Origin of the sequence: Pseudomonas sp. RL_105y_Pfl2_101 (assembly GCF_963970585.1) — a bacterium.
Classification (GTDB): Bacteria; Pseudomonadota; Gammaproteobacteria; order Pseudomonadales; family Pseudomonadaceae; genus Aquipseudomonas.
Window position 1 is genome coordinate 276,891 of sequence record NZ_CAXAPG010000004.1, and the last position, 19,033, is coordinate 295,923.

Genomic DNA, 19,033 nt, shown 5'->3' on the forward strand with positions numbered 1-19,033 from the left:
CCCTTTTTTATGGGTCGCGGTAGAGACGGCAGTTACCTGCCGCCCTCGCCCAGATAAACGACGTGTCAGTGAACGCGTGTCAAAGGACAAGGACGGCAAACGCGCCCCCGAAAGGCTTGTACCTCCAGCTGCGAGGGAAACAAGGATCGGTGGGTACTTCAGACCTTCCTTAGAGCCAGAAATCGAAATGGCGCTCTTCAAAACTTTGCGCCCTACCCTGTTTGAGCAACACACGAATGTCCGGTCCAAGCAGGTCCTGCGGACTATCCAACGGCCTGACTGGAGACGCCTCGAAGCGTCGAATGTTGGCACTAACTTGCTCCAGAATGTGACGGTCCTGACGTAGAATCACTCGAAAGAACCGACGCAATACACTGCGCTTAAGCGCAGCAGGAAGCCAGCCGTGTGCCGTCGCAATCCGAGCAAACAAGCGTACCTGATCACCACAAGGCGTCAGCCAAACACTGACTAGCAGATTGAGGCCATCGCGGTGATCGCGGTACTCGACTTCCAATAGGCCTGGCAAACGGAAGCGCCCCATACTGCTACCACGCTTACGTTCGAACAATTGCGAGATCAACCCAGACTGCTTTCCTTCCTCGCTGTATATCGCCTCAATGCCGTCGGTAAGTGGACGGACCCGAACACTGATCCTTTGTCGTTTTTTGTCACGTCGGATCCACCCTGCATGAACAAAGTGAGTATGAAACCCGTCAAGGAAATTCTCTGCAGCATCCTGCTGTGAACACCGTATCTGATCGGTGATCCAGAACGTGTCGAGTTGCTGGTTTACTGCGGGAGCAACGGGCGGCTGCGACGGTTCCTCGACACCGAGACTGACCCACACCAAGCCATGGGCTTCGCAAATAGGCAGACTGTCGAGCAGCGGTTTGCTGCACCTCGTCAGATCCACGCCGGGTACTCGAGTGCAACGTCCATCAGCTGCGAAGCGCCAACCATGGTAAGGGCATTCGATACTCCCATCACGGACTTTACCTAAGCTCAATTGCGCGAAGCGATGCGGGCAGCGATCCGGCAATGCGGCGGGACGTCCTTTCTCGGCGCGGAACAGTACCAGCGGCATGTCATACACCTGGCATGCCAATGGGGCATTTCGCAGTTCGTGACTGAGTGCCACCGGCCACCACTGGGTCTTAGGATTCACAGTTTTAGCTTTCTCATCATAGGCACACCGATGCCGTGCAATAGACTGGCGAGCACGCCCCATACCAGTCGACGCCCCCAGGACAGATGAGCGACGTAGACCAGACTGTATTCAATGTGCGGCTGGCCGCCGCGCAACCGCTTGAACTCTGCGGCGCCGGAGCTGAAATTAAGCACTTGGCGGCGCTCGACGGCTTCTAGAAGACACAGATGCGTCAGTTGACGATACAACCCAACGCCTTGAGGGAGCGCAGTATCGTAGCCAACAATCGGAGCGCTAATGACTGCCTCATTGGCAAACCAGCCCAGCGCACCGTCAATACGCCCGTCAGGCCCACGCAAGACACGCAGTTCGAGCCAACCTTCACGTTGACCACGTTGAATCCATTTTGCGCTGTAGTGCGGGTTCAAGCGGCAGTACTTGTTCAGATAAAGAAGGTTGTAAAGGTGTTCAATGCGCTGATAATCGTCGTCGCTCAGCGCTGCGCCCGGAACCACTTCATACGGGCTTCGCCTCAATAGTGTGCTGTCCAGACGGGTGTTGTGGTGTTTGAGCAATGGCGCCCTTATCCCGGCGCGACCATCAAATACATAAACTTGCCGGCTCGGGATACTCAGGTAACCAAGGGCCTCCAAGCACCCGCGTAGTTCTCGATTACTGAAGTCATTAAGGGATCGGAAACCAATCCCATGGTCGGGGAATGTTCGCCGCAACAACGCCGTGATCGCCGGCAGTTCGGCAACGCTCCATTGCGCCGGGTAAAGATTGGTAGACAGCAGCCAGTTGTTCACCTGGACCAGTTTGTCGACTTTGGCTGCGCTGAGCAACCGATCAACAATTCGAGTCAGGAGCGTCAGTGGCCAAGTCAACCATGGCCGACCAAGGCGCTTTAGTTCTTCGCGAGCATAACCGCTGTAGGTAGTTTTGGGAGATACCACGTAGCAATTGTCGTCCGGCTCATTGCCGTCGGTGATGCTAACCGGAAACTGCTGCGTACCCGTGTCGAGCAGCGCCATACGGGCACGCACATTACCGATTGATCCCCCGCTAACGAAGGCCCGAACGTACTGCTTGGCGAAGCTATCATCCAGGTTGGGAGGCTCACTGAGCAACTGTTCCTCAAACAACATTTTCATCCTGCTTGCTCTCCCAACGGTTCGCCGTTCCACTCGATGTCCGCAGTGGACGCAGCCAGCAAGCCGCAGCGTCGGGACGCGGCCCTGGAGATGATTTCTGCGAGGCTCAAGACCTGCGCGGTCAACGGCCAGGCGTCACCTTTCTGGACGATCACCTCCCGTGCCGCAGCGTAATCACGCCAGAATGGCATGCTCAAGACGCGCTGCGGTGCCGCTAGTAGCAGCATCGCCAGTGCAATCATTCGTGGTTCTGCTGTAGCTTCCAGCACGCGCTCGGGTGGATCGCTCAAGCAGCTCACCAGGAACTGCCGCTGGGTGTCGAACAGGTGTATGCCGCTGGTGGTTCGAGGGTTGCACTCCAGCACATGGAAACGTCCGTCGCGGTCCTCAATAAAGTCGAAACCCACTTGGCCGGTGTAGCCTGTTTCGCTGCCAAATTGCTCAACGAACTGGCGCACGGGCTCCGGAGCGCTCGGCTGGAAGTAGATCCCCGAGCCACGGCCCGCCCGATAGCGAGGGTGATAGCAGCTGTGGGCGCGCAGGATGCCGTCGATCAGCACACTGAAACTGCAAAACTCCCGTCCCTCGATAAACCTTTGCGCTACCCACGGTGCGGCATGGGTGGGCTGGACCTTGCGCAACAGTTTTGTGGACGGGCGAATCAAGGCTTGTGAGGCGAAGCGCGAGTACGCAGGTTTTAGCACCCACTGTGCGGCGTCGTTCTCAAAGGGGAGCAATGCCTGATGATCCATCAGCAAATGGGTTTCGGGCGCGTTCAATGCCCAGTTCTGGGTCATTGCCGCGAAATAGCCTTTGTGATGCAAGCGGTGCAGAAGCTCAAAGTCGGCGGTCATTATCCGGCACAAAGGAGCGAGTCGTTCGAGGCCATGCGCCAAGTAAAACACTTCCTCGCAGGTCGGTAGCAGTAGGTCGATGCGCTGTGTCTCGATCACTGTCGCAAGCGCTTCGATCCAGGCCTCTGGGTCCTGCCGTGGTTCCGGCAAGCGCACAAAGTGCTGCACCGAACGACTGAAACGACTGAGCGGATAGCTCAGCGAATCGCCTACGCTGACGCGCCATCCGGACTCATCAAATGCTCGGGCCCACTCCAGACAGGCCGGCGCGCGGGCGCCGAGAATCAATACCTGCATGGCAAACCCTCGGGCAGTTGTAGGAGTTTTAGGCGTCGACGTTTAACGTGAATGGGCGGCGCTTGCCAATGACCGAAAGTCAGCATCGGTGATTGCAGGCCCTGCTGGGCACACAGTGCGTGGATACTGGCACTAACGGCTAGGCACAGGTCCGCATGGTTGTCGGCGGTTAGTAGGTTTATCTGCCAGTGCAAACCTATCTGACAGATTTCATATTCCTGCAACGTGGCGCCGAGCATCAGTAACGTGCGCCTCAGCACGTCGGGATATAGCGCCAGCAGCTGAAGTCCGGCCAGGTCGGGCAGCCAAAGAATTTCATCAGCACGGCCTTCGACGGCGGCTATGGCCCGTTCGGCTCGCCCACAGGCGCAAGGCGTCTCGGCAACCCGCAAAATGTCGTTGAGACGGTAGCGTACGATCATCTGTGTGCGCCGGGAAAAGTCGGTGATGATCGGTTGAAACCTGGTGCGCTCGGCGTCCAGCCAATCCACCTCGATATGCAGATGGCTTTCGTTCAGGTGCAAAGTACCTTGCTCACAGGTGTAGCCAAGGAAGCCTTCGCTGGCCTGATAAATCTGCTGTGGTGCGACGCCAAACGCCGCTTGGACTACATCAGCGTCGGTGCTTTCAAGCACTTCGGCCACCGACAGAATATGCGTGGGGCGAACTGTCAGACGCCCGGCCAGCGCGGCTTCGGCGAGGCCACGCAGGACGGTGGCCGGCGCTACCAGCACATCGGGATTCTGTGTGTTGAGATGCTCAAGCGACGCTTCCAGCCCAAGAGTCAGGTCGTGAAATCGGAAGTCGACCCGGCGACTGGCCAAGGTGGTATAGAGGCGGCTGTTGGCGCGCAGGAAAAATGCGACCCGCAACGGCGCGCGCCAAGGGCACAGCAAGCGTGGCAGCAGGTGGCGAGGCAGCGTTCGTGCCAGCAGAATGCCGGCCCAGCACTGGCGCTCCAGCGCACTGACCAGAAAGACGCCTTGATTACCCGAGGTTCCGCTCGACAACCCTACGGTGATGTCGCCCAGCGTCGGGTTGAAGTCGCGAGAATCTTCCGCCTGACGCGCGATCGGCAACACCTGCTCCAAGCTCAGGCCACGGGTGTTGAACCCGCCGAAGTCGCCCATCAAGGTGGCTTTGTCCATCAACGGCAGGTCAGCTAGTTCGGTAACGGTCAGGTCTTTAAAGCGCCGGCTCTTGGGTAAAACGTGCTGCAGGAAGTGCCTCAACTGCCTGGCCTGCCACGCTTCCAGTTGGTCTCGCCGGGTGAACTGCAGCCGATGGCGGCTATGGATAAAACTCAACGCTCTGCGCAATGTACCGATCAATCCGTCACTGCTCATCGGTGTACGCCTTCCAGGCCTGGGAGCAATGAGATGGCAACACCATCACCTCGGGCTCACGACGGATCAACGTGCCCAAGTCGCTATAGGTCTGGCGATAGTGTTTGGCGTCGTGGCTGGCAAACCAAAGCGCGGGCGCGGCAGGCAGACGCCCCGCGCGGCAGGCGGGCACTGACCAGCAAGCGTCCGCCACCAGAAACACCGGATGCCCCTGCGCATCTGGGATAAACAGGCCGAGTTGGCCTTCACTGTGCCCTGACAGCGGCACTGCGATCAAACTGCCGTCGCCGAGCAAGTCGAAGCCTTGACTGAAAGGCGCCATCCACCCTGGTAGCGCCGCACTTTTGCAGTGGTCGGCAAGAGTAAGGCGGGCGCTGAAATCTTCAGGCAACAGCGCCGGTAGATGACCGCCGAATGTGGCGCGCCATCGATGGCCGCGCAGGCGCTCGATATGTTGGCGACCGGCGTCAAGGGCGATGAACGTAGCCTGGGGGAAGTCGCGAAGTCCAGCGATGTGATCGCCGTGAAAGTGCGAAATGATCACGGTGCTGATGTCATGTGCGCCGATACCGAAGGTTTTCAATTGGGCGAGCAGTTGCTCCTGCGCCGGCAGTTGCACCGGCACCGCGCTGCGATAGAGGCGTTCGGGTAGCGTTTGTGTTGCCTTGAAAAAGTGTTCGGCGTAGCCCGTGTCGTACAGGATCCACCCTGCATCGGGATGGCGAATCAGCCCGCACAGCGCCGGAAAACGTACCGGTGCCCACCGCCCGCCACGATCGGCCATGCATTCCAAGTGCCGGCACCAACCGGCCCGCAATACGTTGAGGCTGACCGTACGGCTCATGCTTGTGCGCCTTGTTGGGCGAGCCACCACTGCGCGTGCTGGCGAATGCCTTCGTCCTGAGTGATCACAGGGCAATATCCCAACTCCGTACGAATGGCGCTGAGGTCCAGGGTCTGGCTGAATGCGAGCACACCCACGCCATAGCGTGTAAGCAGCGGCTCGCCATCGCTGCGCAGATGGGCGTTGAGTTCCATCACTCGCGCAACCGCATCCACTAGCCGCCACGGCAACCGCCGGGTGCGCAGGTTCAAGCGAAATTGCTCGGCGACGCAGCACAGCAACTCTTCGAAGGCCACCGGCGTGCCGTTACTGACGTTGTAGGTGCAAACGGCTCGCGGCAGCGGTCGCGTCAGGCTCAACTTCACCGCGTGCACCAGATTGTCGATGCAGGTGAGGTCCAGCTGCGACCGGCCGCCGCGCATCAACGGGATCGGTCCACGCCGCATGACACGCAGTAGGCGTGGCATCAGCGTCCCATCCCACGGACCAAACACCGCTCGGGGGCGCAGGATCACTGCTTCGGCGAGCCCGGCGGCGTGCACCCGAGTTTCGGCCAACGCCTTGCTGCGGGCGTACTCGTTGACGGGGGCTGGCAGTGGTTCGTCTTCGCGGATGCGGAGGCGGTCACGGAAGGCGAAATACAGGCTGGGGGTCGACAAGTGTACCAAGCGATTCACCGTGTTGACGCGACAAGCCTGGAGCACTTCGTCGGTGGAGTCCAGGTTGGCACGGGCAAACGCCTGCGGCGTACCCCATGGTGAGGATAGCGCCGCGCAATGGACAATAGCGGCACAACCTCGCGAGGCGTCGATCAGCGAAGTGGTGGCCGCAGGTGTTCCGTGCTCTAAAGGAAGCCAGCGCACGGGCGCCGGGCTGTGACGAATAACTGCGGCTGCCGCCACGGCGTTGCGGCCGCTGAACTGCACCTCGCAGCCTTCGGCGGCCAGTTTCCAGACAATGTGTCGGCCAATGAATCCGGTGCCGCCAGTAACTAAAATCTTCATCAGTACTCCAGGATCACACCGCCAAGCGACAAGCCCGCGCCGGAGCCAATCACCATCAGCCGTTGCCCGCGCTGAATACGCTGGTCGCGGATGGCGATGTCCAGTGCAGTGGGCAACGAAGCGGCGACCTGATTGCCGTGCAGAGCAAAGATATCGATAATATTTTTCGGGCCGAAACCCAGTCGCTTGGCCGCATGTTGCATCGCTTGTTGGCTGGCCTGGTGAGGGATAACCCAGTCGATCTGCGCTTGAGTCAACCCAGCCTGGCCCAGCAATTCATCTACCAGTGCGGGCAGGTGCTTGGCCGCAAGCCGGAACACGCTTTTACCGTGCATTGAAAAGCTGGTCAGCGGCTCGAATGGGACATCGATCCGGCGAGGATGAAAGCGTGAGCCTCCAGCAGGAATCTGGCATAAATGCGCGCCTTCGGAAAATGTCCTGAGGCAGGAGGCCATGATCTTTGACCCACCATCGCTGACGCCCAGCACCACGGCTGCAGCACCGTCGCCAAAAATCCCGCAAACCTCCACATGCTGCCAGTCCAGCCCGCACGAAGCGATATCCGAACAGACCAATAGGATGCGCTGGTAGCGCCCGGCAATCAGCGGCCACGATAGCGTGTCGAAGGCGGCGATGAAACCCAGGCAGCTCGCGTTTATATCCATGGCTGGAATGCCGGACTGACCCAATCCTAATTCACGGTGTAGCAAGGCGGCATTGCAGGGCAACCCCTGGTCCATCGTACCGCTGGCGCAAACAATCAAATCGATCTGTTCCAGCGTGAGAGCGGCGGCGCGCAGGGCGCGGCGCGCCGCAACGGCACCAAGGCTGGCAGCGGTTTCGGTGGTACTGGCAACATGTCGTTGAACGACGCCGCTGATGCGCGCCACGCTGCCCGCGATCAGCCCCAGCTCAGCGTCAAGCTCGGCACTGGTGACAATCCGCTCAGGTAGCGCATGCCCAGAACCCAAAATCGCCACGGGGCGGGAAGCAAACGGTGAGTTTTGTGAAGTTTGCATTCAAATTCCATTGGGAACGATTAATCATCAGACGATGAATCTTTAAAGGGGCGGTTGCAGGAGCTGAGTGCAACACGGTTATTGAATTGACGCGGGAGCATCATGCCGCATAGCCATGGCTTCCTGCATCACCTTGGCCATCACTTCGATTGGGTATTTGAAGTCGAAGCGCTTACGTGGGCGACTGACGGATCAAACCGTTGATGTTCTCGTTGCAGCAGCCGCGCATCGGCCGGAATTCCGGCAGCCCCCCCAGCGCACGAAGACAACTTGATGTTGCAAACCCAGGCCGTCGCCTGTTGCGGGCCTGGGCCATTCGCCAAACTTCAAGCGCAGAAGCTACGGTCGCAGGTAGGCAAACATGTGCTGTACATAATCGGCTTTCCCGAGAGGTACACCATTATGACGCAAGATGTTGTATGCCGTGACCAGGTGAAAGTAGAACTGTGGAGCAGCCCAGTTCACAGCGTATTCACTGCCGGTCATATCGAAGACTATGCCATTAGGTAACTCTATAGTGATTTTTCGCTCAGCCCCTTCCTCTATTTGAGCCCGGTCCGACGAATCAAGAACTGCCAAAGTACGTTCGATTTGTACCTTCGCTGCCGCCAAGTTTTCGGGAGGAGTGAGTGATCGCACCGGCTGTTGTGTAAGTCGCTGAACCGCCTCCTGCGCTTGCGTGCAAGCGTACTGAATTTGTCGGGCTAGATCATGCATGTCCGGTGCTAGTCGAGATCCAAGCAGAATTTGCGGGTCGTAACCGCGCTCTAGAGCAGAGGCCTCGCCCTTAGATAAAAGAGACGATAACGCTCGCAGCATTTGCGCGAAACAAGGGATGGTAACGGAGTAAACCGACATATCTTTTCCCTGAGTAGTCATTCAATACGAGCCAAAAGGATCGGTCTTTCTCCCGATCAGCTGGCTGAATCCTAGCAGACCGTTGAACGTCTTCCGCCAACACCCCGCAGCCCCTACCCCGCCTCTATTACCTCAGCACTCCCCTCCGCGCCCAACGGCAACCAGCAGGTGGTCCGAGTGCTGAGGAATACACGCAACCCACATCTAGGTTTCGCCATAAACCATGGCCATCAGACAGAGCCAAGCAATTTTCCATGGGTTGCGGCTTAAAACTTCGCTGGCCACCGCGCAGATGTACCCGCGAATCGGCCGGGATGAGCCCATCCGCGCTCCACGCTTCAACCCTGGCGAGTGCACGTTGTAACCGGTGATGCCAGGGAGCGTCTGTCTATGGCTATCGGCGCTATAGACAATGACCCACAGCTCAGCAGCGACATGCAGGATGCCTACTTCTACTACCCGAACGAATGGGTCACGCCTTATATCGAGCGCAGGCGCAAGGTGGGTTGGGACCTCTATGGGCTGCTTGGCATCGCCAAGGGGGAAAAGCAACGTATGCACCAACAGCACGGGCGCAATGACCGTTTCTTCGACGCACTTGTGGGCTTGCTGTTCACCGTGGACAAGGTGTTGGATGGACGATGGCATGTTTTTGCAAAGCGTCATGCTGGCAGCACGCGGGCGAGGTTTGCACACTTGCCCGCAGGCCGCATTCCTGAAAGACCACAATGTCATCTCAGAAATATTGAACATCCCCGCCGATCAGATGCTGGCGTGTGGCATGAGCCTTGGTTACGCCGACCCCACGGCCATTGAAAACACGTTGGTTACCGCACGAGAGCCTGTCAGCGCCTTCGCCGTTTTTCATCACAATAAATAAGGAAGCCGGCCGATAACGCCATGCCCGCCACGTTGATGGATCGAGATTGAGCTTCACGCATCAAGACGCTCCGCCCTGCCACCGCCCGCCGCTTCCCGCTGCCAGGCCTGGTGCATGAGATCGACAACTTCTTCGTCCGACGTCTGGGAAAAATTCAAATACCAATAACCGATCGACATCATCCACTCGGGAACGAGCGGGCAAATCACTTCATTCACTTCGCTGCGCAACGCCTCGACCGTTTCCAGCGGACCAACCGGCACCGCGACAACGATGCGCGCCGGGGACTGCACGCGTACCGCATGGACCGCTGCCATCATGGAGGAACCGGTTGCCAGGCCGTCGTCGACCAGGATCACGACCTGGTCCTTGAGTTGCGACGGCGGGCGATTTCCCCGATAGACCTGTTCGCGCCGGGACAATTCCTGCGTTTCCCGCGCAACCACGGCCTCGAAACTGGCACGGTCGATCGGGTGCACCCGCAACGCGTCGTCATTGAGGATTTGTATGCCACCGCTGGCAATGGCGCCCATGGCAAACTCCGGGTGCGACGGGATGCCGAGCTTGCGCACCAGCATCAGGTCCAGGCGGACGTCCAGCGCCGTCGCGACTTCATAAGCCACCGGGACGCCGCCACGGGGCAAGGCGAGGATGATGACGTCAGTTCTGTTGGCGTATTTGAGCAAGGGCTCGACCAAGCGCCGACCGGCCTCCGTGCGGTTCGGCAACGTGGTTTGCAATGAGGGGCTCTGAATCATGGGGAACCTCCTGAGGCAATGATGTTATCGACGATCCTGGCCACGACTGATGGCTAGTACGTTGCGGCGGGCCGCCGTCGTAGCGCTGCAACGGACACCTGCGCTGCAGATTCACCATCCTCTGTCAGGGCAACCTTGGCGTTGATATATATCAAGGACCTTCGTCAGCCAGCCATCACCTGGAGCTTGTCATCAAGGTCGATGAAATCGTCGGCCTGCCAATCCCAATCCTGAGCGTCGGCGGCATCGGGAGCCGGTGCTCCACCGTATTCCATGGGCCGGTCGATATAGGCGGTCAACAGGCCGCAATCCCTGGCCGCCGCAAGATCGCGGTGGTGGCAAGCCACCAGGCAGAGTTCATCGGGCTTCAGGTCCAATGCCCTTGCCGTGGACAGGTACGCGGCAGGATCCGGTTTATAGGTTTGCGCCAATTCCGCCCCCAGCAGCGCGTCCCACTGCAAGCCGTTGTAGCGGTTCATGGCAATCATCAAGGCCACATTGGCATTGGACAAGGTCACCACCGCAAAGCGTCGACGCAACAGGGCCAGCCCCTCGGCCACGTCAGGCCAAGGGTCCAGGCGGCGCCAGGCATGAGCAAGCGCGTGCAATACCTCGGGGGCAACCTGCTCGACTTCCAGGCCGTAAGTCGTCAACAACTGGAGCAGTGTCTCGTAGTGCAATGTGTCCAGGACCACGAAGCCTCCATGCCCCTTGATGCACTCGCGCAGCGCTGGCGCATACAACCGGCGCCATTGCATTGCAAATTCTGTGGGGCTGACAGCGGGCAAGTAGGTCGACACCAATGGACTCGCCTCACGTGCGATGCCTGAATGCCAATCAACCACGGTGCCGAACACGTCGAATGCCAACGCTCGTGGAAGCGTCATCGCAAGACTCCTCTGGTATTAGGTCCGGCCTGGCACACCGGCCGCCGAGGCACTGTAACGCGGGAACTCAAAGAGCTTAGCCTTATCCTTTTCAAGCGCCATCGATACTGCGCAAGTTCCTATAGCTTGTGACTGCCCAACACCTGATACCGTTGCGGCGCTACCTTGCGCAGTCGCGCCGCGAGGAACACGCCAGCCAGCAGGGCTGCGGGAATGATGGCGCAGAGCCCGTATGACAGAGCCTTGCTCGCGCCCGTTAGCACATCGAAATGCACCACCGCGATAAACAGGACCACCAATAGCGCAAGACAAGAAAAACCCGGAAAAATCCGCCCACGCCAGATCCCCAGCTTGAGCTCGGGGTGGCGCTGGGCAAAGGCCCATACCGCCGCGGACGTGAGCGCCATCAGCAAAATCACACAAAGCGTCGCCAGGTTGGACAACCAGGCGAACAGCTGCAGGATCGGATCGGCATCCATCGCGGCGAAAATCAGCACGACCACGGCGGAGATCAAGCTCTGCAACGCCGAGCCCATGTGCGGGCTCTGATGGACGCGATGGGTGGTCCCCAACCGGCTGGGCAGCAAGCCGTCACGCCCGATGGCGAAGAAATAACGGGCCGCGGCATTGTGGAAGGCCAACAGCCCGGCGTAGATGCTGACCATAAACAGCACGCGGATGACCTGGGTCAGGTGCGGGCCGACAAAGTGATCGGACATGCCATAGATAAAGGTCGTCGGGTCCTGCAAGGCTTGAAGCGTGGAGACGATTTTGTCCGCCCCTACGCCAATCACCATCGACCAGACCGACAGCGCGTAGAACCCACCGATCAGCAAGACCGAACAGTAGGTGGCAATCGGGATCGTACGTTGCGGGTTCTTGGCCTCTTCGCCGTAAATCGTGGTGGCCTCGAAGCCGATGAACGCGGCGAAACAGAACAGCAAGCCAATCGACGGCGTGCCGCTGAACACGTGGCGGCCCTCAAACGCGTCGAGATTGATGCCACTGTCGCCGCCGGTGCTGAGAATGGCGAAATCCAGGAGCAGGATTGCCAGGTATTCGGCGATCACAATGACCGACAACACCCGGGCCGACAGATCGATCTTGCGATAGCCGAGAATCGCAACGCTGGCCATCGCCATCAGTGAGTACGACCACCAGGGCAATACCAGGCCGAACACGCTTTGCATCGTGCCGCTGACCACCCCACCGAACATGCCATACAGGCCGACCTGGAGGATGTTGTAGGCAAACATCGCCAGCACCCCCGCCGCCCCACCGGCCAGGCTACCCAGGCCGCGCGAGGTGAACGCATAGAAACCGCCCGCGTTGGTGACGTGCCGGGACATGGTCGTGTAGCCGACCGAGAACGCCAATAACACCAGCAAGGCCAGGATCAGCAACGCCGGTGTGCCGGCACCGTTGCCCAGCATGATGCCAATGGGAAAGCCGCCGGCGATGACACTCAAGGGGCTGGCCGCCGAAACCACGAAGAAGATGATGAAGCCGACACCCAGGGCCCCACGCTTGAGCTCCGTGGAGCTGTTGACCGGGAGAAGTACACTCATGTTTTCTTGACCTTATTGTATGAGGCAGGCGCTGTAGGATCGATGCAGTCAACCGCTCACCGTCACCGAGTAGCGTTATTGTTCTTGTCGCACGCTGGATTCGATCCTATGCCTCTCCCTGAACACCCCACTATCCCAAATCGGTAACCAGAGACCGCTTCTCAAAAAAAACAGATGACCGTTATCCGTCCGCCAGTATTCAGGCAGAGGCGCGGTCGTTGATGGCCGCACGGGCAGTATGGGAAGGCAGCTCGGCGAACAGTTGCTGATACTCCGCTGCAAAATGGCTGAGGTGATAGAAACCCCATTGGGCAGCGACATCGCCGATCGAGAGATGCGACGCCTGGGTGGACATCAAGGTCCGGCGTACACCGTTAAGCCGCACGGAGCGCAAGTAATTGAGTGGGGTTGTCTCGGCAACCGAGCGGAAGCTGTTCTGCACGGCACGTCGACTCACCTGGAGTCGCTGGCACAACTCGTCCACGCTGGGCACGTTGTTCAGCTCCGCGGTCGCCAGGCGATGGCACTTCTCGACAATGAAGCTGCGTGTGGAGCTTGGCGAACGCTGCTGCTTGTCGCAGGCCGGATCGGTCATGAGTTGCAGCAGCTCGTCGAGCATGGCCTGTTCCAGCTCCTGATCTTGCGCATTGTCGAGTTCTTCGTTCGAGAGCGCCTGGGAGAATGCCACCAGCATCCGACGTCGAGCGTCAGCGTAGCGTTGCGTGGGGAGTCTGATTACGGGTTGGCGGAGTAACTGGCTGATTTCCTTGGCCGACGCGGTTTGTGCCAACGCCTGTTCGAACAATTCACGTTCGAAGGTAATGGCCAGCAGCTCCATGCCCATCGGCATGTGGAACATGAACTCCTCGCCACCATGAAGAAAGAACAGGCTGCTCTCGTCCACCTCCCGACCCTGCATCCGGATCGAACCCGGGACGGTGATGGGCACGGCAAAGCACATCTTGCCTCGGGGGGCGACGCCATGTTGCACCACGCGTTGGTTGATCTGCTCGCGGAATACGTGGCAACGCCCCGTCGTCAACTGTATGAGCGAACTCTCGGCCGTACCAGCGGTTAACTGGTTGTAGTCCTGGCTCCACTCCTGGACGGTGGCGGCGTGGACATGGATGTCACGAAAATGGCTGATGTTCTGATTTTTCATGATGACGAAAGCCTCGGCGAATATTCTTGTTTTTAGAATGCCTTGTTGCGCGATATTCTCACATTAAGAGAATTCTGCAAATTCTCTTTGAGTCATGTCAGTCCGTGGGTGCTCACGCTCTAGGCGGCCCGCCCAATGTGCCGATTCGGGCTACCGGCCAGGAACGGCCCGCGAGGATGATCGGGACACTGAAACCGACATCCTGAGAGACCGTCATGAGTGAAGCCAAACTAGAATCCCTCCATTTCGCCGATGCCCCGCGGATTACCACCGCCATTCCTGGCCCCAAGACCACCGAGGCCCTGGCATTGTCGGCGCGTACCGAGTCGATGGCTCGCGGCGGCGCACGCATGCCCGTGGCCATGGACCGGGCCTTCGGCGCGACCTTCAAAGACGCCGATGGCAACACCTATATCGACCTGTCCGCTGGCGTGGGCGTCAGCAGCGTAGGCCGCTGCCATCCGAAGGTGGTGCAGGCCATTCGCGAGCAATCCGAGGTGCTGATGCATGCGTTGGAAGTCAACAGCACCCGTCGCACCGAACTGGCCGCCAAGCTCTGCGAAATCGCACCCGACGGCTTGCGCGGCGACTGCATCACCTTCTTCACGCAAAGCGGCAGCGATGCGCTGGAGGCGGCCATCAAGTTCGCCAAGCGCGTCACCGGGCGGCATCAGATCATCGCCTTCCACGGCGGCTACCACGGCGTGTGGAACGCCTCCGGGGCGCTCACCACAGGCACGGCCTACCGCAAGGGCTACGGCGCCCAGATGGGCGGGGTCATTCATGCGCCCTACCCGTATGCCTACCGTTTCCCCTTCGACACCACACACAAAAGCGCCGAGCAGATTGCCGGCGACTACGTGGATTACCTGCTGAACACCCCCTACACCGCCGCCGATGACGTGGCCGCCGTGATCGTGGAACCCGTGCAGGGCGAAGGCGGTTACGTGCCCCCCTCGCCGGAGTTTCTGCAACTGTTGCGCAAAGCCTGTGATCGTAGCGGCGCGCTGCTGATCGTCGATGAAGTGCAGTCCGGCGCGGGACGTACCGGCAAGATGTGGGCGGTCGAGCATTCGGGCGTGAAGCCCGACATGCTCACCTTCGGCAAGGGCATCGGCAGCGACTTGCCGATGGCGGGCCTGATCATGCGTTCGGACCTGGCAGCCGCGATTCCTGACGGATCAATGCCCAACACCTTCGCCGCCAACTCGTTGTCCGCGGCGGTGGCGCTGACCAACATCAGCATCCTTCAGGACCCGGAGCTCGATCTGCTCAACCGCGCTCATACGCTGGGGCTCCAAGCGCAGGAACGTATCCGTGGCTTCGACAGCCCATTGGTCGGTGAAGTCCGCGGTCGCGGCCTGATGATCGGGATCGAGCTGGTCGAAGACCCGGTCACCAAGGCGCCACTGGCACCGGACAAGATCGGCCAACTCATGGGCTACCTGTTGAACCACGGGGTGCTGATGATTCCCTGCGGTCGCTACAGCAACGTGATGCGGGTCATGCCCTCGCTGACGATTTCGCGCGCGCTGTTCTTCAAGGCCCTGGACATCTTTGGCGACGCCCTGGCCTCCCTCAAGGGATGAGGTGTGTATCCCCCGACGACTCCATATCACTCAGGGACTGCAAAATGACTCAACACCTGAAACACTTCATCGAAGGCGCGTCCTTCGAGGCCTCCGACGGCCGTCGCATCACACTGGTCGACCCCGTGACAGAACAGATCTACGGCAGCTCCGCGCGCGGCACGGCCGAGGACGTGGACCGCGCCGTAGCAGCGGCACTCACCCAACTTGAGCGTGGCGCCTGGAGCCAGCTCGACGGCGCCCAGCGTGGCCGGCTGTTGTCGAAGCTTTCGGACCTGGTGGAGCGCGACACCGACGTGCTGGCTGATCTGGACGCTAATGCCATTGGTCGCTCACCGGTCGAGCCGCGTCGGCTGGACGTACCCAACGCCATCGCCAACCTGCGCGCCGCTGCCGGCTGGGCCAACCAACTGGAAGGTCGCACCATTCCTACCGGCGGCTACTTCGGCACCAAGGCCCTCTCGTACACGGTCCGGGAGCCGGTGGGCGTGGTCGGCGCCATCGTTCCCTGGAACTCGCCACTGATGATCACAGTCTGGAAGCTCGCGGCTTTGCTGGCCGCCGGCTGTACGGTGGTCATCAAGCCTTCGGAAGAAACGCCGCAGTCGGCCCTGCACCTGGCGGCGCTGGCTCTGGAAGCGGGCTTCCCCGACGGGGTGATCAACGTGGTCACCGGCTACGGCAACGAGGTGGGACGCGCCCTGTGCGAGCACCCGCACGTCGCCAAGATCAGCTTCACCGGCAGCCCCGAGGCCGGACGCGAAATCCAGCGCACCGCCGGCGTACTTTTCAAGCACGTGGCCTTGGAGCTGGGCGGCAAGAGCCCGCAGATTGTCTTCGACGACGCTTCGTTCGAGGACGCGTTGTTCGGCTGCTCACTGGGCCTGTTCGCCAACCAGGGGCAGGTCTGCGCGGCGGGCTCGCGCATCCTGGTCCAACGCAACATCGCAGATCGCTTCGCCGCGGCACTTGCCGACGCCGCGCGAGCCGTCAAGGTCGGCGATCCTCGCCAACCCGACGTACAGATGGGACCGGTGGCCAAGAAAGCGCAATTGGATCGCGTCAACCGCTACATCCAATTGGGCATCGACCAAGGTGCCACCCTGTTGGCCGGCGGTGTGTCGAACCCTGAGCGGGGCTGGTTCGTCCAGCCGACGATCTTCGCCAATGCCCGCAATGACATGGCGATCGCCCAGGACGAGATCTTCGGCCCCGTCGGCACGGTGATCACGTTCGACAGCGAAGATGAGGCGGTCGCACTGGCCAACGATTCCACCTACGGCCTGGCGGCCACGGTCTGGACCAGCGACCTGGTGCGGGCGCACCGCGTGGCGGCGGCGGTCAAGGCCGGTGCCGTGGGCATCAACTGCTGGAGTCCGCTGGACGCCAACCTGCCCTGGGGCGGCGTCAAGGCCAGCGGCGTTGGCCGTGAAGGCGGATTTAGCGGCGCACTGGCCTATACCGAGGAGAAAGTCATCACCGTACTACTACCTAGCTGAGAACAAAAAACCGCACTGGCCGGACCACCCTCCAAGCCCCTGTGTCGTGGAGGGTGGTCGTTAAAACGTGCATTTGCGATGCCTTGATGATCGATGGAGAGACCGCGATGAATCCGGTAAATCAAACAATAATTGATCGGTATCCGACGTCCCTGCGGATGTTGCACTGGGTGCGCGCCGTGCTCATCGCCGGCCTCCTCTGGGCAGGCTGGCACATGACTGGGCTCGATGATGAAGTGGCGAGCAAATATGAACTCTATTACCCGTGGCACAAATCCTTCGGGGTACTGGCGTTTCTGCTGGCCCTGATTCAGATCACCCTGCGCGTGCGCACCCCCAGGCTGCCGCAACCGCCGCAGACGCTGGCGCGGTATGAGCGAGTTTCCTCAAGGCTTGCGCACCGCACCTTGTATGCACTTCTGGTGATCGTGCCGTTGATGGGCTATTCGATGTCGAGCACCTACACGATGAGTGACGGGGTGTTCTTTTTCGGGATAAACCTTCCGGAACTCCTTGGGAAAAATGACGACTGGTTCGTTGTCTTCCAATGGCTGCATAAGGTGCTCGCCTACACCCTGCTCGGTCTGATCCTGGTGCATATTGCCGGCGCCCTCAAGCACCGGTTCTTTGACCGGGACCCTCGAAGCGATGTTTTGCGCCGTATGCTGTGACGCTGACTTGACGAGGCATTGGCGCAAGGTGCCAATGCCTCGGGGCACAATATGAGCGTGATGCAAGTATTATCGACAGGTGCTTAAGCTATTCGTTACCGCGGCAACGGATATATACCCTGCCGAAAATCCACTCATGAAAACCATGCTCGAAATCGAAGATCAACTGTTCAAGCCTACGGTACCCAACGACGAAACAACACGCTGGCATTGACCCCTCCGAACCCAAATCCATTGGAAAGCGCATGGGTAATCGGCATCTTCCTGGCGTTCAAGCCGACCAGATCGAGCCCCGCTGCGGCCTCGTCAGGATGAACCAGGTTCAACGTGGGCGGTACGACCTGGTCACGCAGCGCCAACACCGTAAAAATAGCCTCGATACCGCCAGCCGCCCCCAGAAGATGGCCGGTGGCCGATTTGGTGGAGGTGATCGCCACATTGGAATCGCGCCCGAACACCGAACCAATCGCGGTCAGCTCACCGTTGTCACCAACCTGGGTGGACGTCGCGTGGGCATTGATATGTTGCACGTCCGAGGGGCTGACAGCGGCCTGGCGCAGTGCCTGTTCCATCGCACGTCGGGCGCCGCTGCCGTCTTCCGGGCCCGCCGTCAGGTGATAGGCATCGGCGCTGGTGCCATAACCCGCCAGCTCCGCCAGGGGCTTGGCGCCACGAGCGAGGGCGTGCTCCAGTGACTCGATCACCAGCAACCCGGCGCCCTCGGCCATGACAAAGCCGTCGCGATCACGATCAAAGGGCCGTGAGGCCTCTTGCGGGCGCTCGGCAAAACCGGTGGACAGTGCGCGGGCGGCAGCAAAGCAACCCAGGGTCACGCGGTCGATCGCCGCTTCCGTACCGCCGCATATCGCGATATCCGCTTCGCCGCTTCGGATGAGCCTGGACGCGTCGCCAATGGCCTGAACTCCGGCCGCACAGGCGGTTACCGGCGCGCCCAGAGGTCCTTTGAAACCGTGCCGAATGGAAACGTGCCCCGCGGCCATGTTGGCGAGAAAAGCAGGTGCCGTGAACGGCGACAATCGGCGCGGGCCACGCTCATCGGTGGTGCGTACGGCACCGGCAATGGCGCCAAAGCCACCCACGCCCGAGGCGATGAGAGTCGCCGTCCGTTCCTGGCCGTTGGCATCGGTCGGTTGCCAACCTGCCTGTTGCAATGCTTCTTCGGCCGCCACCAGCGCGAACTCGATGAAGCGATCCATCTTCTTGCGATCCTTGGCCGCAATGATGCGCTCCGGGTCGTAACCGGCGATGGCGTCCTCTTCCAACGTAGGCACCTGGCCGCCCACGGCCACGCCGGTTCCCTCGGTAATGTCGTCAGACAGGATACGAATGCCAGAGCGCCCGGCCAGCAGGCGCTGCCAGACTTCTTCGACGCCACAGCCCAACGGGCCGACAATGCCCACGCCGGTGACGACGATGCGTTTTTGACCTTGGGAAGTCATCATTGGAACCTCTTCATATCTCAGTCAATTTCACTA

General features: G+C 60.2%; 17 protein-coding genes. 4 read left to right on the top strand and 13 right to left on the bottom strand.

All coding sequences use genetic code 11. From position 1 onward, the window contains the following. Positions 1–169: 169 nt before the first annotated feature. From AACY31_RS07600 to AACY31_RS07635, 8 genes are all read right to left on the bottom strand, one after another. Positions 170–1,228, bottom strand: a complete 1,059-nt coding sequence (locus AACY31_RS07600; RefSeq protein ID WP_339504267.1) for an aromatic ring-hydroxylating dioxygenase subunit alpha — start codon at positions 1,226–1,228, stop codon at positions 170–172. Further along, positions 1,162–2,301 carry a hypothetical protein gene (locus AACY31_RS07605; protein WP_339482010.1) on the bottom strand — a complete coding sequence of 380 codons (1,140 nt, stop codon included), beginning with the start codon at positions 2,299–2,301 and terminating at the stop codon, positions 1,162–1,164. Before AACY31_RS07605 ends, AACY31_RS07600 begins: the two co-directional genes overlap by 67 nt. Then, entirely contained in the window at positions 2,298–3,452 is a 1,155-nt protein-coding gene (locus tag AACY31_RS07610) for an ATP-grasp domain-containing protein (RefSeq protein ID WP_339504269.1), read from the bottom strand. The genes AACY31_RS07605 and AACY31_RS07610 overlap by 4 nt, the downstream gene beginning before the upstream one ends. Beyond that, positions 3,440–4,798: a F390 synthetase-related protein gene (locus AACY31_RS07615; RefSeq protein WP_339504271.1), complete on the bottom strand. Its 1,359-nt coding sequence runs from the start codon at positions 4,796–4,798 to the stop codon at positions 3,440–3,442. Before AACY31_RS07615 ends, AACY31_RS07610 begins: the two co-directional genes overlap by 13 nt. Beyond that, the gene (locus tag AACY31_RS07620) at positions 4,788–5,642 is read right to left on the bottom strand and encodes an MBL fold metallo-hydrolase (protein WP_339482007.1); all 855 of its coding nucleotides are present in this window, start codon (positions 5,640–5,642) and stop codon (positions 4,788–4,790) included. The genes AACY31_RS07615 and AACY31_RS07620 overlap by 11 nt, the downstream gene beginning before the upstream one ends. After that, positions 5,639–6,646 (bottom strand): NAD-dependent epimerase/dehydratase family protein, encoded by a 1,008-nt coding sequence (locus AACY31_RS07625; RefSeq protein ID WP_339482006.1) that lies wholly within the window; start codon positions 6,644–6,646, stop codon positions 5,639–5,641. The genes AACY31_RS07620 and AACY31_RS07625 overlap by 4 nt, the downstream gene beginning before the upstream one ends. Continuing rightward, positions 6,646–7,536 carry a 3-oxoacyl-[acyl-carrier-protein] synthase III C-terminal domain-containing protein gene (locus AACY31_RS07630; RefSeq protein WP_339482004.1) on the bottom strand — a complete coding sequence of 297 codons (891 nt, stop codon included), beginning with the start codon at positions 7,534–7,536 and terminating at the stop codon, positions 6,646–6,648. The genes AACY31_RS07625 and AACY31_RS07630 overlap by 1 nt, the downstream gene beginning before the upstream one ends. A 468-nt stretch (positions 7,537–8,004) precedes the next feature. Further along, a complete protein-coding gene (locus tag AACY31_RS07635; protein ID WP_339482003.1) occupies positions 8,005–8,523 on the bottom strand; it encodes a DUF1993 domain-containing protein in 519 nt (172 codons plus the stop codon). Between the two features lie 664 nt (positions 8,524–9,187). Between AACY31_RS07635 and AACY31_RS07640 the strand changes: the two genes are divergently transcribed. Next, on the top strand, positions 9,188–9,403 hold the full coding sequence (locus AACY31_RS07640; RefSeq protein WP_339504288.1) for a nitroreductase family protein: 216 nt from the start codon (positions 9,188–9,190) through the stop codon (positions 9,401–9,403). Positions 9,404–9,456: 53 nt separating this feature from the next. Here the strand turns inward: AACY31_RS07640 and AACY31_RS07645 are convergent, their stop codons facing one another. The 4 genes from AACY31_RS07645 to AACY31_RS07660 all read right to left on the bottom strand — a co-directional run bounded on the left by AACY31_RS07645 (position 9,457) and on the right by AACY31_RS07660 (position 13,778). After that, complete coding sequence (locus tag AACY31_RS07645) at positions 9,457–10,161, bottom strand: phosphoribosyltransferase (protein WP_339482000.1); 705 nt, start codon at positions 10,159–10,161, stop codon at positions 9,457–9,459. A gap of 164 nt (positions 10,162–10,325) precedes the next feature. After that, complete coding sequence (locus AACY31_RS07650; RefSeq protein WP_339492977.1) at positions 10,326–11,048, bottom strand: haloacid dehalogenase type II; 723 nt, start codon at positions 11,046–11,048, stop codon at positions 10,326–10,328. A 119-nt stretch (positions 11,049–11,167) separates the two neighbouring features. Beyond that, positions 11,168–12,616 (bottom strand): APC family permease, encoded by a 1,449-nt coding sequence (locus tag AACY31_RS07655; RefSeq protein WP_339481998.1) that lies wholly within the window; start codon positions 12,614–12,616, stop codon positions 11,168–11,170. A gap of 199 nt (positions 12,617–12,815) precedes the next feature. Further along, the gene (locus AACY31_RS07660) at positions 12,816–13,778 is read right to left on the bottom strand and encodes a helix-turn-helix domain-containing protein (RefSeq protein WP_339504273.1); all 963 of its coding nucleotides are present in this window, start codon (positions 13,776–13,778) and stop codon (positions 12,816–12,818) included. A gap of 215 nt (positions 13,779–13,993) precedes the next feature. On the opposite strand from AACY31_RS07660, the gene AACY31_RS07665 reads away from it, so the two are divergent. The 3 genes from AACY31_RS07665 (at position 13,994) to AACY31_RS07675 (ending at position 17,537) form a co-directional block, all read left to right on the top strand. Next, positions 13,994–15,367 (top strand): aspartate aminotransferase family protein, encoded by a 1,374-nt coding sequence (locus tag AACY31_RS07665; RefSeq protein ID WP_339481996.1) that lies wholly within the window; start codon positions 13,994–13,996, stop codon positions 15,365–15,367. 44 nt (positions 15,368–15,411) lie between these two features. Next, positions 15,412–16,866, top strand: coding sequence for an aldehyde dehydrogenase family protein (locus AACY31_RS07670; protein WP_339504275.1), 1,455 nt, complete (start codon positions 15,412–15,414; stop codon positions 16,864–16,866). 107 nt (positions 16,867–16,973) lie between these two features. Beyond that, positions 16,974–17,537: a cytochrome b gene (locus AACY31_RS07675; RefSeq protein WP_058545861.1), complete on the top strand. Its 564-nt coding sequence runs from the start codon at positions 16,974–16,976 to the stop codon at positions 17,535–17,537. 176 nt (positions 17,538–17,713) lie between these two features. On the opposite strand, the gene fabF is transcribed toward AACY31_RS07675, so the two are convergent. Then, positions 17,714–19,000, bottom strand: a complete 1,287-nt coding sequence (fabF, locus tag AACY31_RS07680) for a beta-ketoacyl-ACP synthase II (RefSeq protein WP_339504277.1) — start codon at positions 18,998–19,000, stop codon at positions 17,714–17,716. Positions 19,001–19,033 lie beyond the last annotated feature (33 nt).

Excerpts from the sequence above, each read along its gene's own strand:
- AACY31_RS07610 (WP_339504269.1), bottom strand. The coding sequence starts at position 3,452 with ATGCAGGTATTGATTCTCGGCGCCCGCGCGCCGGCCTGTCTGGAGTGG.
- AACY31_RS07675 (WP_058545861.1), top strand. The coding sequence starts at position 16,974 with ATGAATCCGGTAAATCAAACAATAATTGATCGGTATCCGACGTCCCTG.
- AACY31_RS07635 (WP_339482003.1), bottom strand. The coding sequence starts at position 8,523 with ATGTCGGTTTACTCCGTTACCATCCCTTGTTTCGCGCAAATGCTGCGA.
- AACY31_RS07620 (WP_339482007.1), bottom strand. The coding sequence starts at position 5,642 with ATGAGCCGTACGGTCAGCCTCAACGTATTGCGGGCCGGTTGGTGCCGG.
- fabF (WP_339504277.1), bottom strand. The coding sequence starts at position 19,000 with ATGATGACTTCCCAAGGTCAAAAACGCATCGTCGTCACCGGCGTGGGC.
- AACY31_RS07605 (WP_339482010.1), bottom strand. The coding sequence starts at position 2,301 with ATGAAAATGTTGTTTGAGGAACAGTTGCTCAGTGAGCCTCCCAACCTG.
- AACY31_RS07655 (WP_339481998.1), bottom strand. The coding sequence starts at position 12,616 with ATGAGTGTACTTCTCCCGGTCAACAGCTCCACGGAGCTCAAGCGTGGG.
- AACY31_RS07645 (WP_339482000.1), bottom strand. The coding sequence starts at position 10,161 with ATGATTCAGAGCCCCTCATTGCAAACCACGTTGCCGAACCGCACGGAG.
- AACY31_RS07665 (WP_339481996.1), top strand. The coding sequence starts at position 13,994 with ATGAGTGAAGCCAAACTAGAATCCCTCCATTTCGCCGATGCCCCGCGG.
- AACY31_RS07640 (WP_339504288.1), top strand. The coding sequence starts at position 9,188 with ATGCTGGCAGCACGCGGGCGAGGTTTGCACACTTGCCCGCAGGCCGCA.
- AACY31_RS07660 (WP_339504273.1), bottom strand. The coding sequence starts at position 13,778 with ATGAAAAATCAGAACATCAGCCATTTTCGTGACATCCATGTCCACGCC.
- AACY31_RS07650 (WP_339492977.1), bottom strand. The coding sequence starts at position 11,048 with ATGACGCTTCCACGAGCGTTGGCATTCGACGTGTTCGGCACCGTGGTT.
- AACY31_RS07600 (WP_339504267.1), bottom strand. The coding sequence starts at position 1,228 with ATGGGGCGTGCTCGCCAGTCTATTGCACGGCATCGGTGTGCCTATGAT.
- AACY31_RS07625 (WP_339482006.1), bottom strand. The coding sequence starts at position 6,646 with ATGAAGATTTTAGTTACTGGCGGCACCGGATTCATTGGCCGACACATT.
- AACY31_RS07670 (WP_339504275.1), top strand. The coding sequence starts at position 15,412 with ATGACTCAACACCTGAAACACTTCATCGAAGGCGCGTCCTTCGAGGCC.
- AACY31_RS07615 (WP_339504271.1), bottom strand. The coding sequence starts at position 4,798 with ATGAGCAGTGACGGATTGATCGGTACATTGCGCAGAGCGTTGAGTTTT.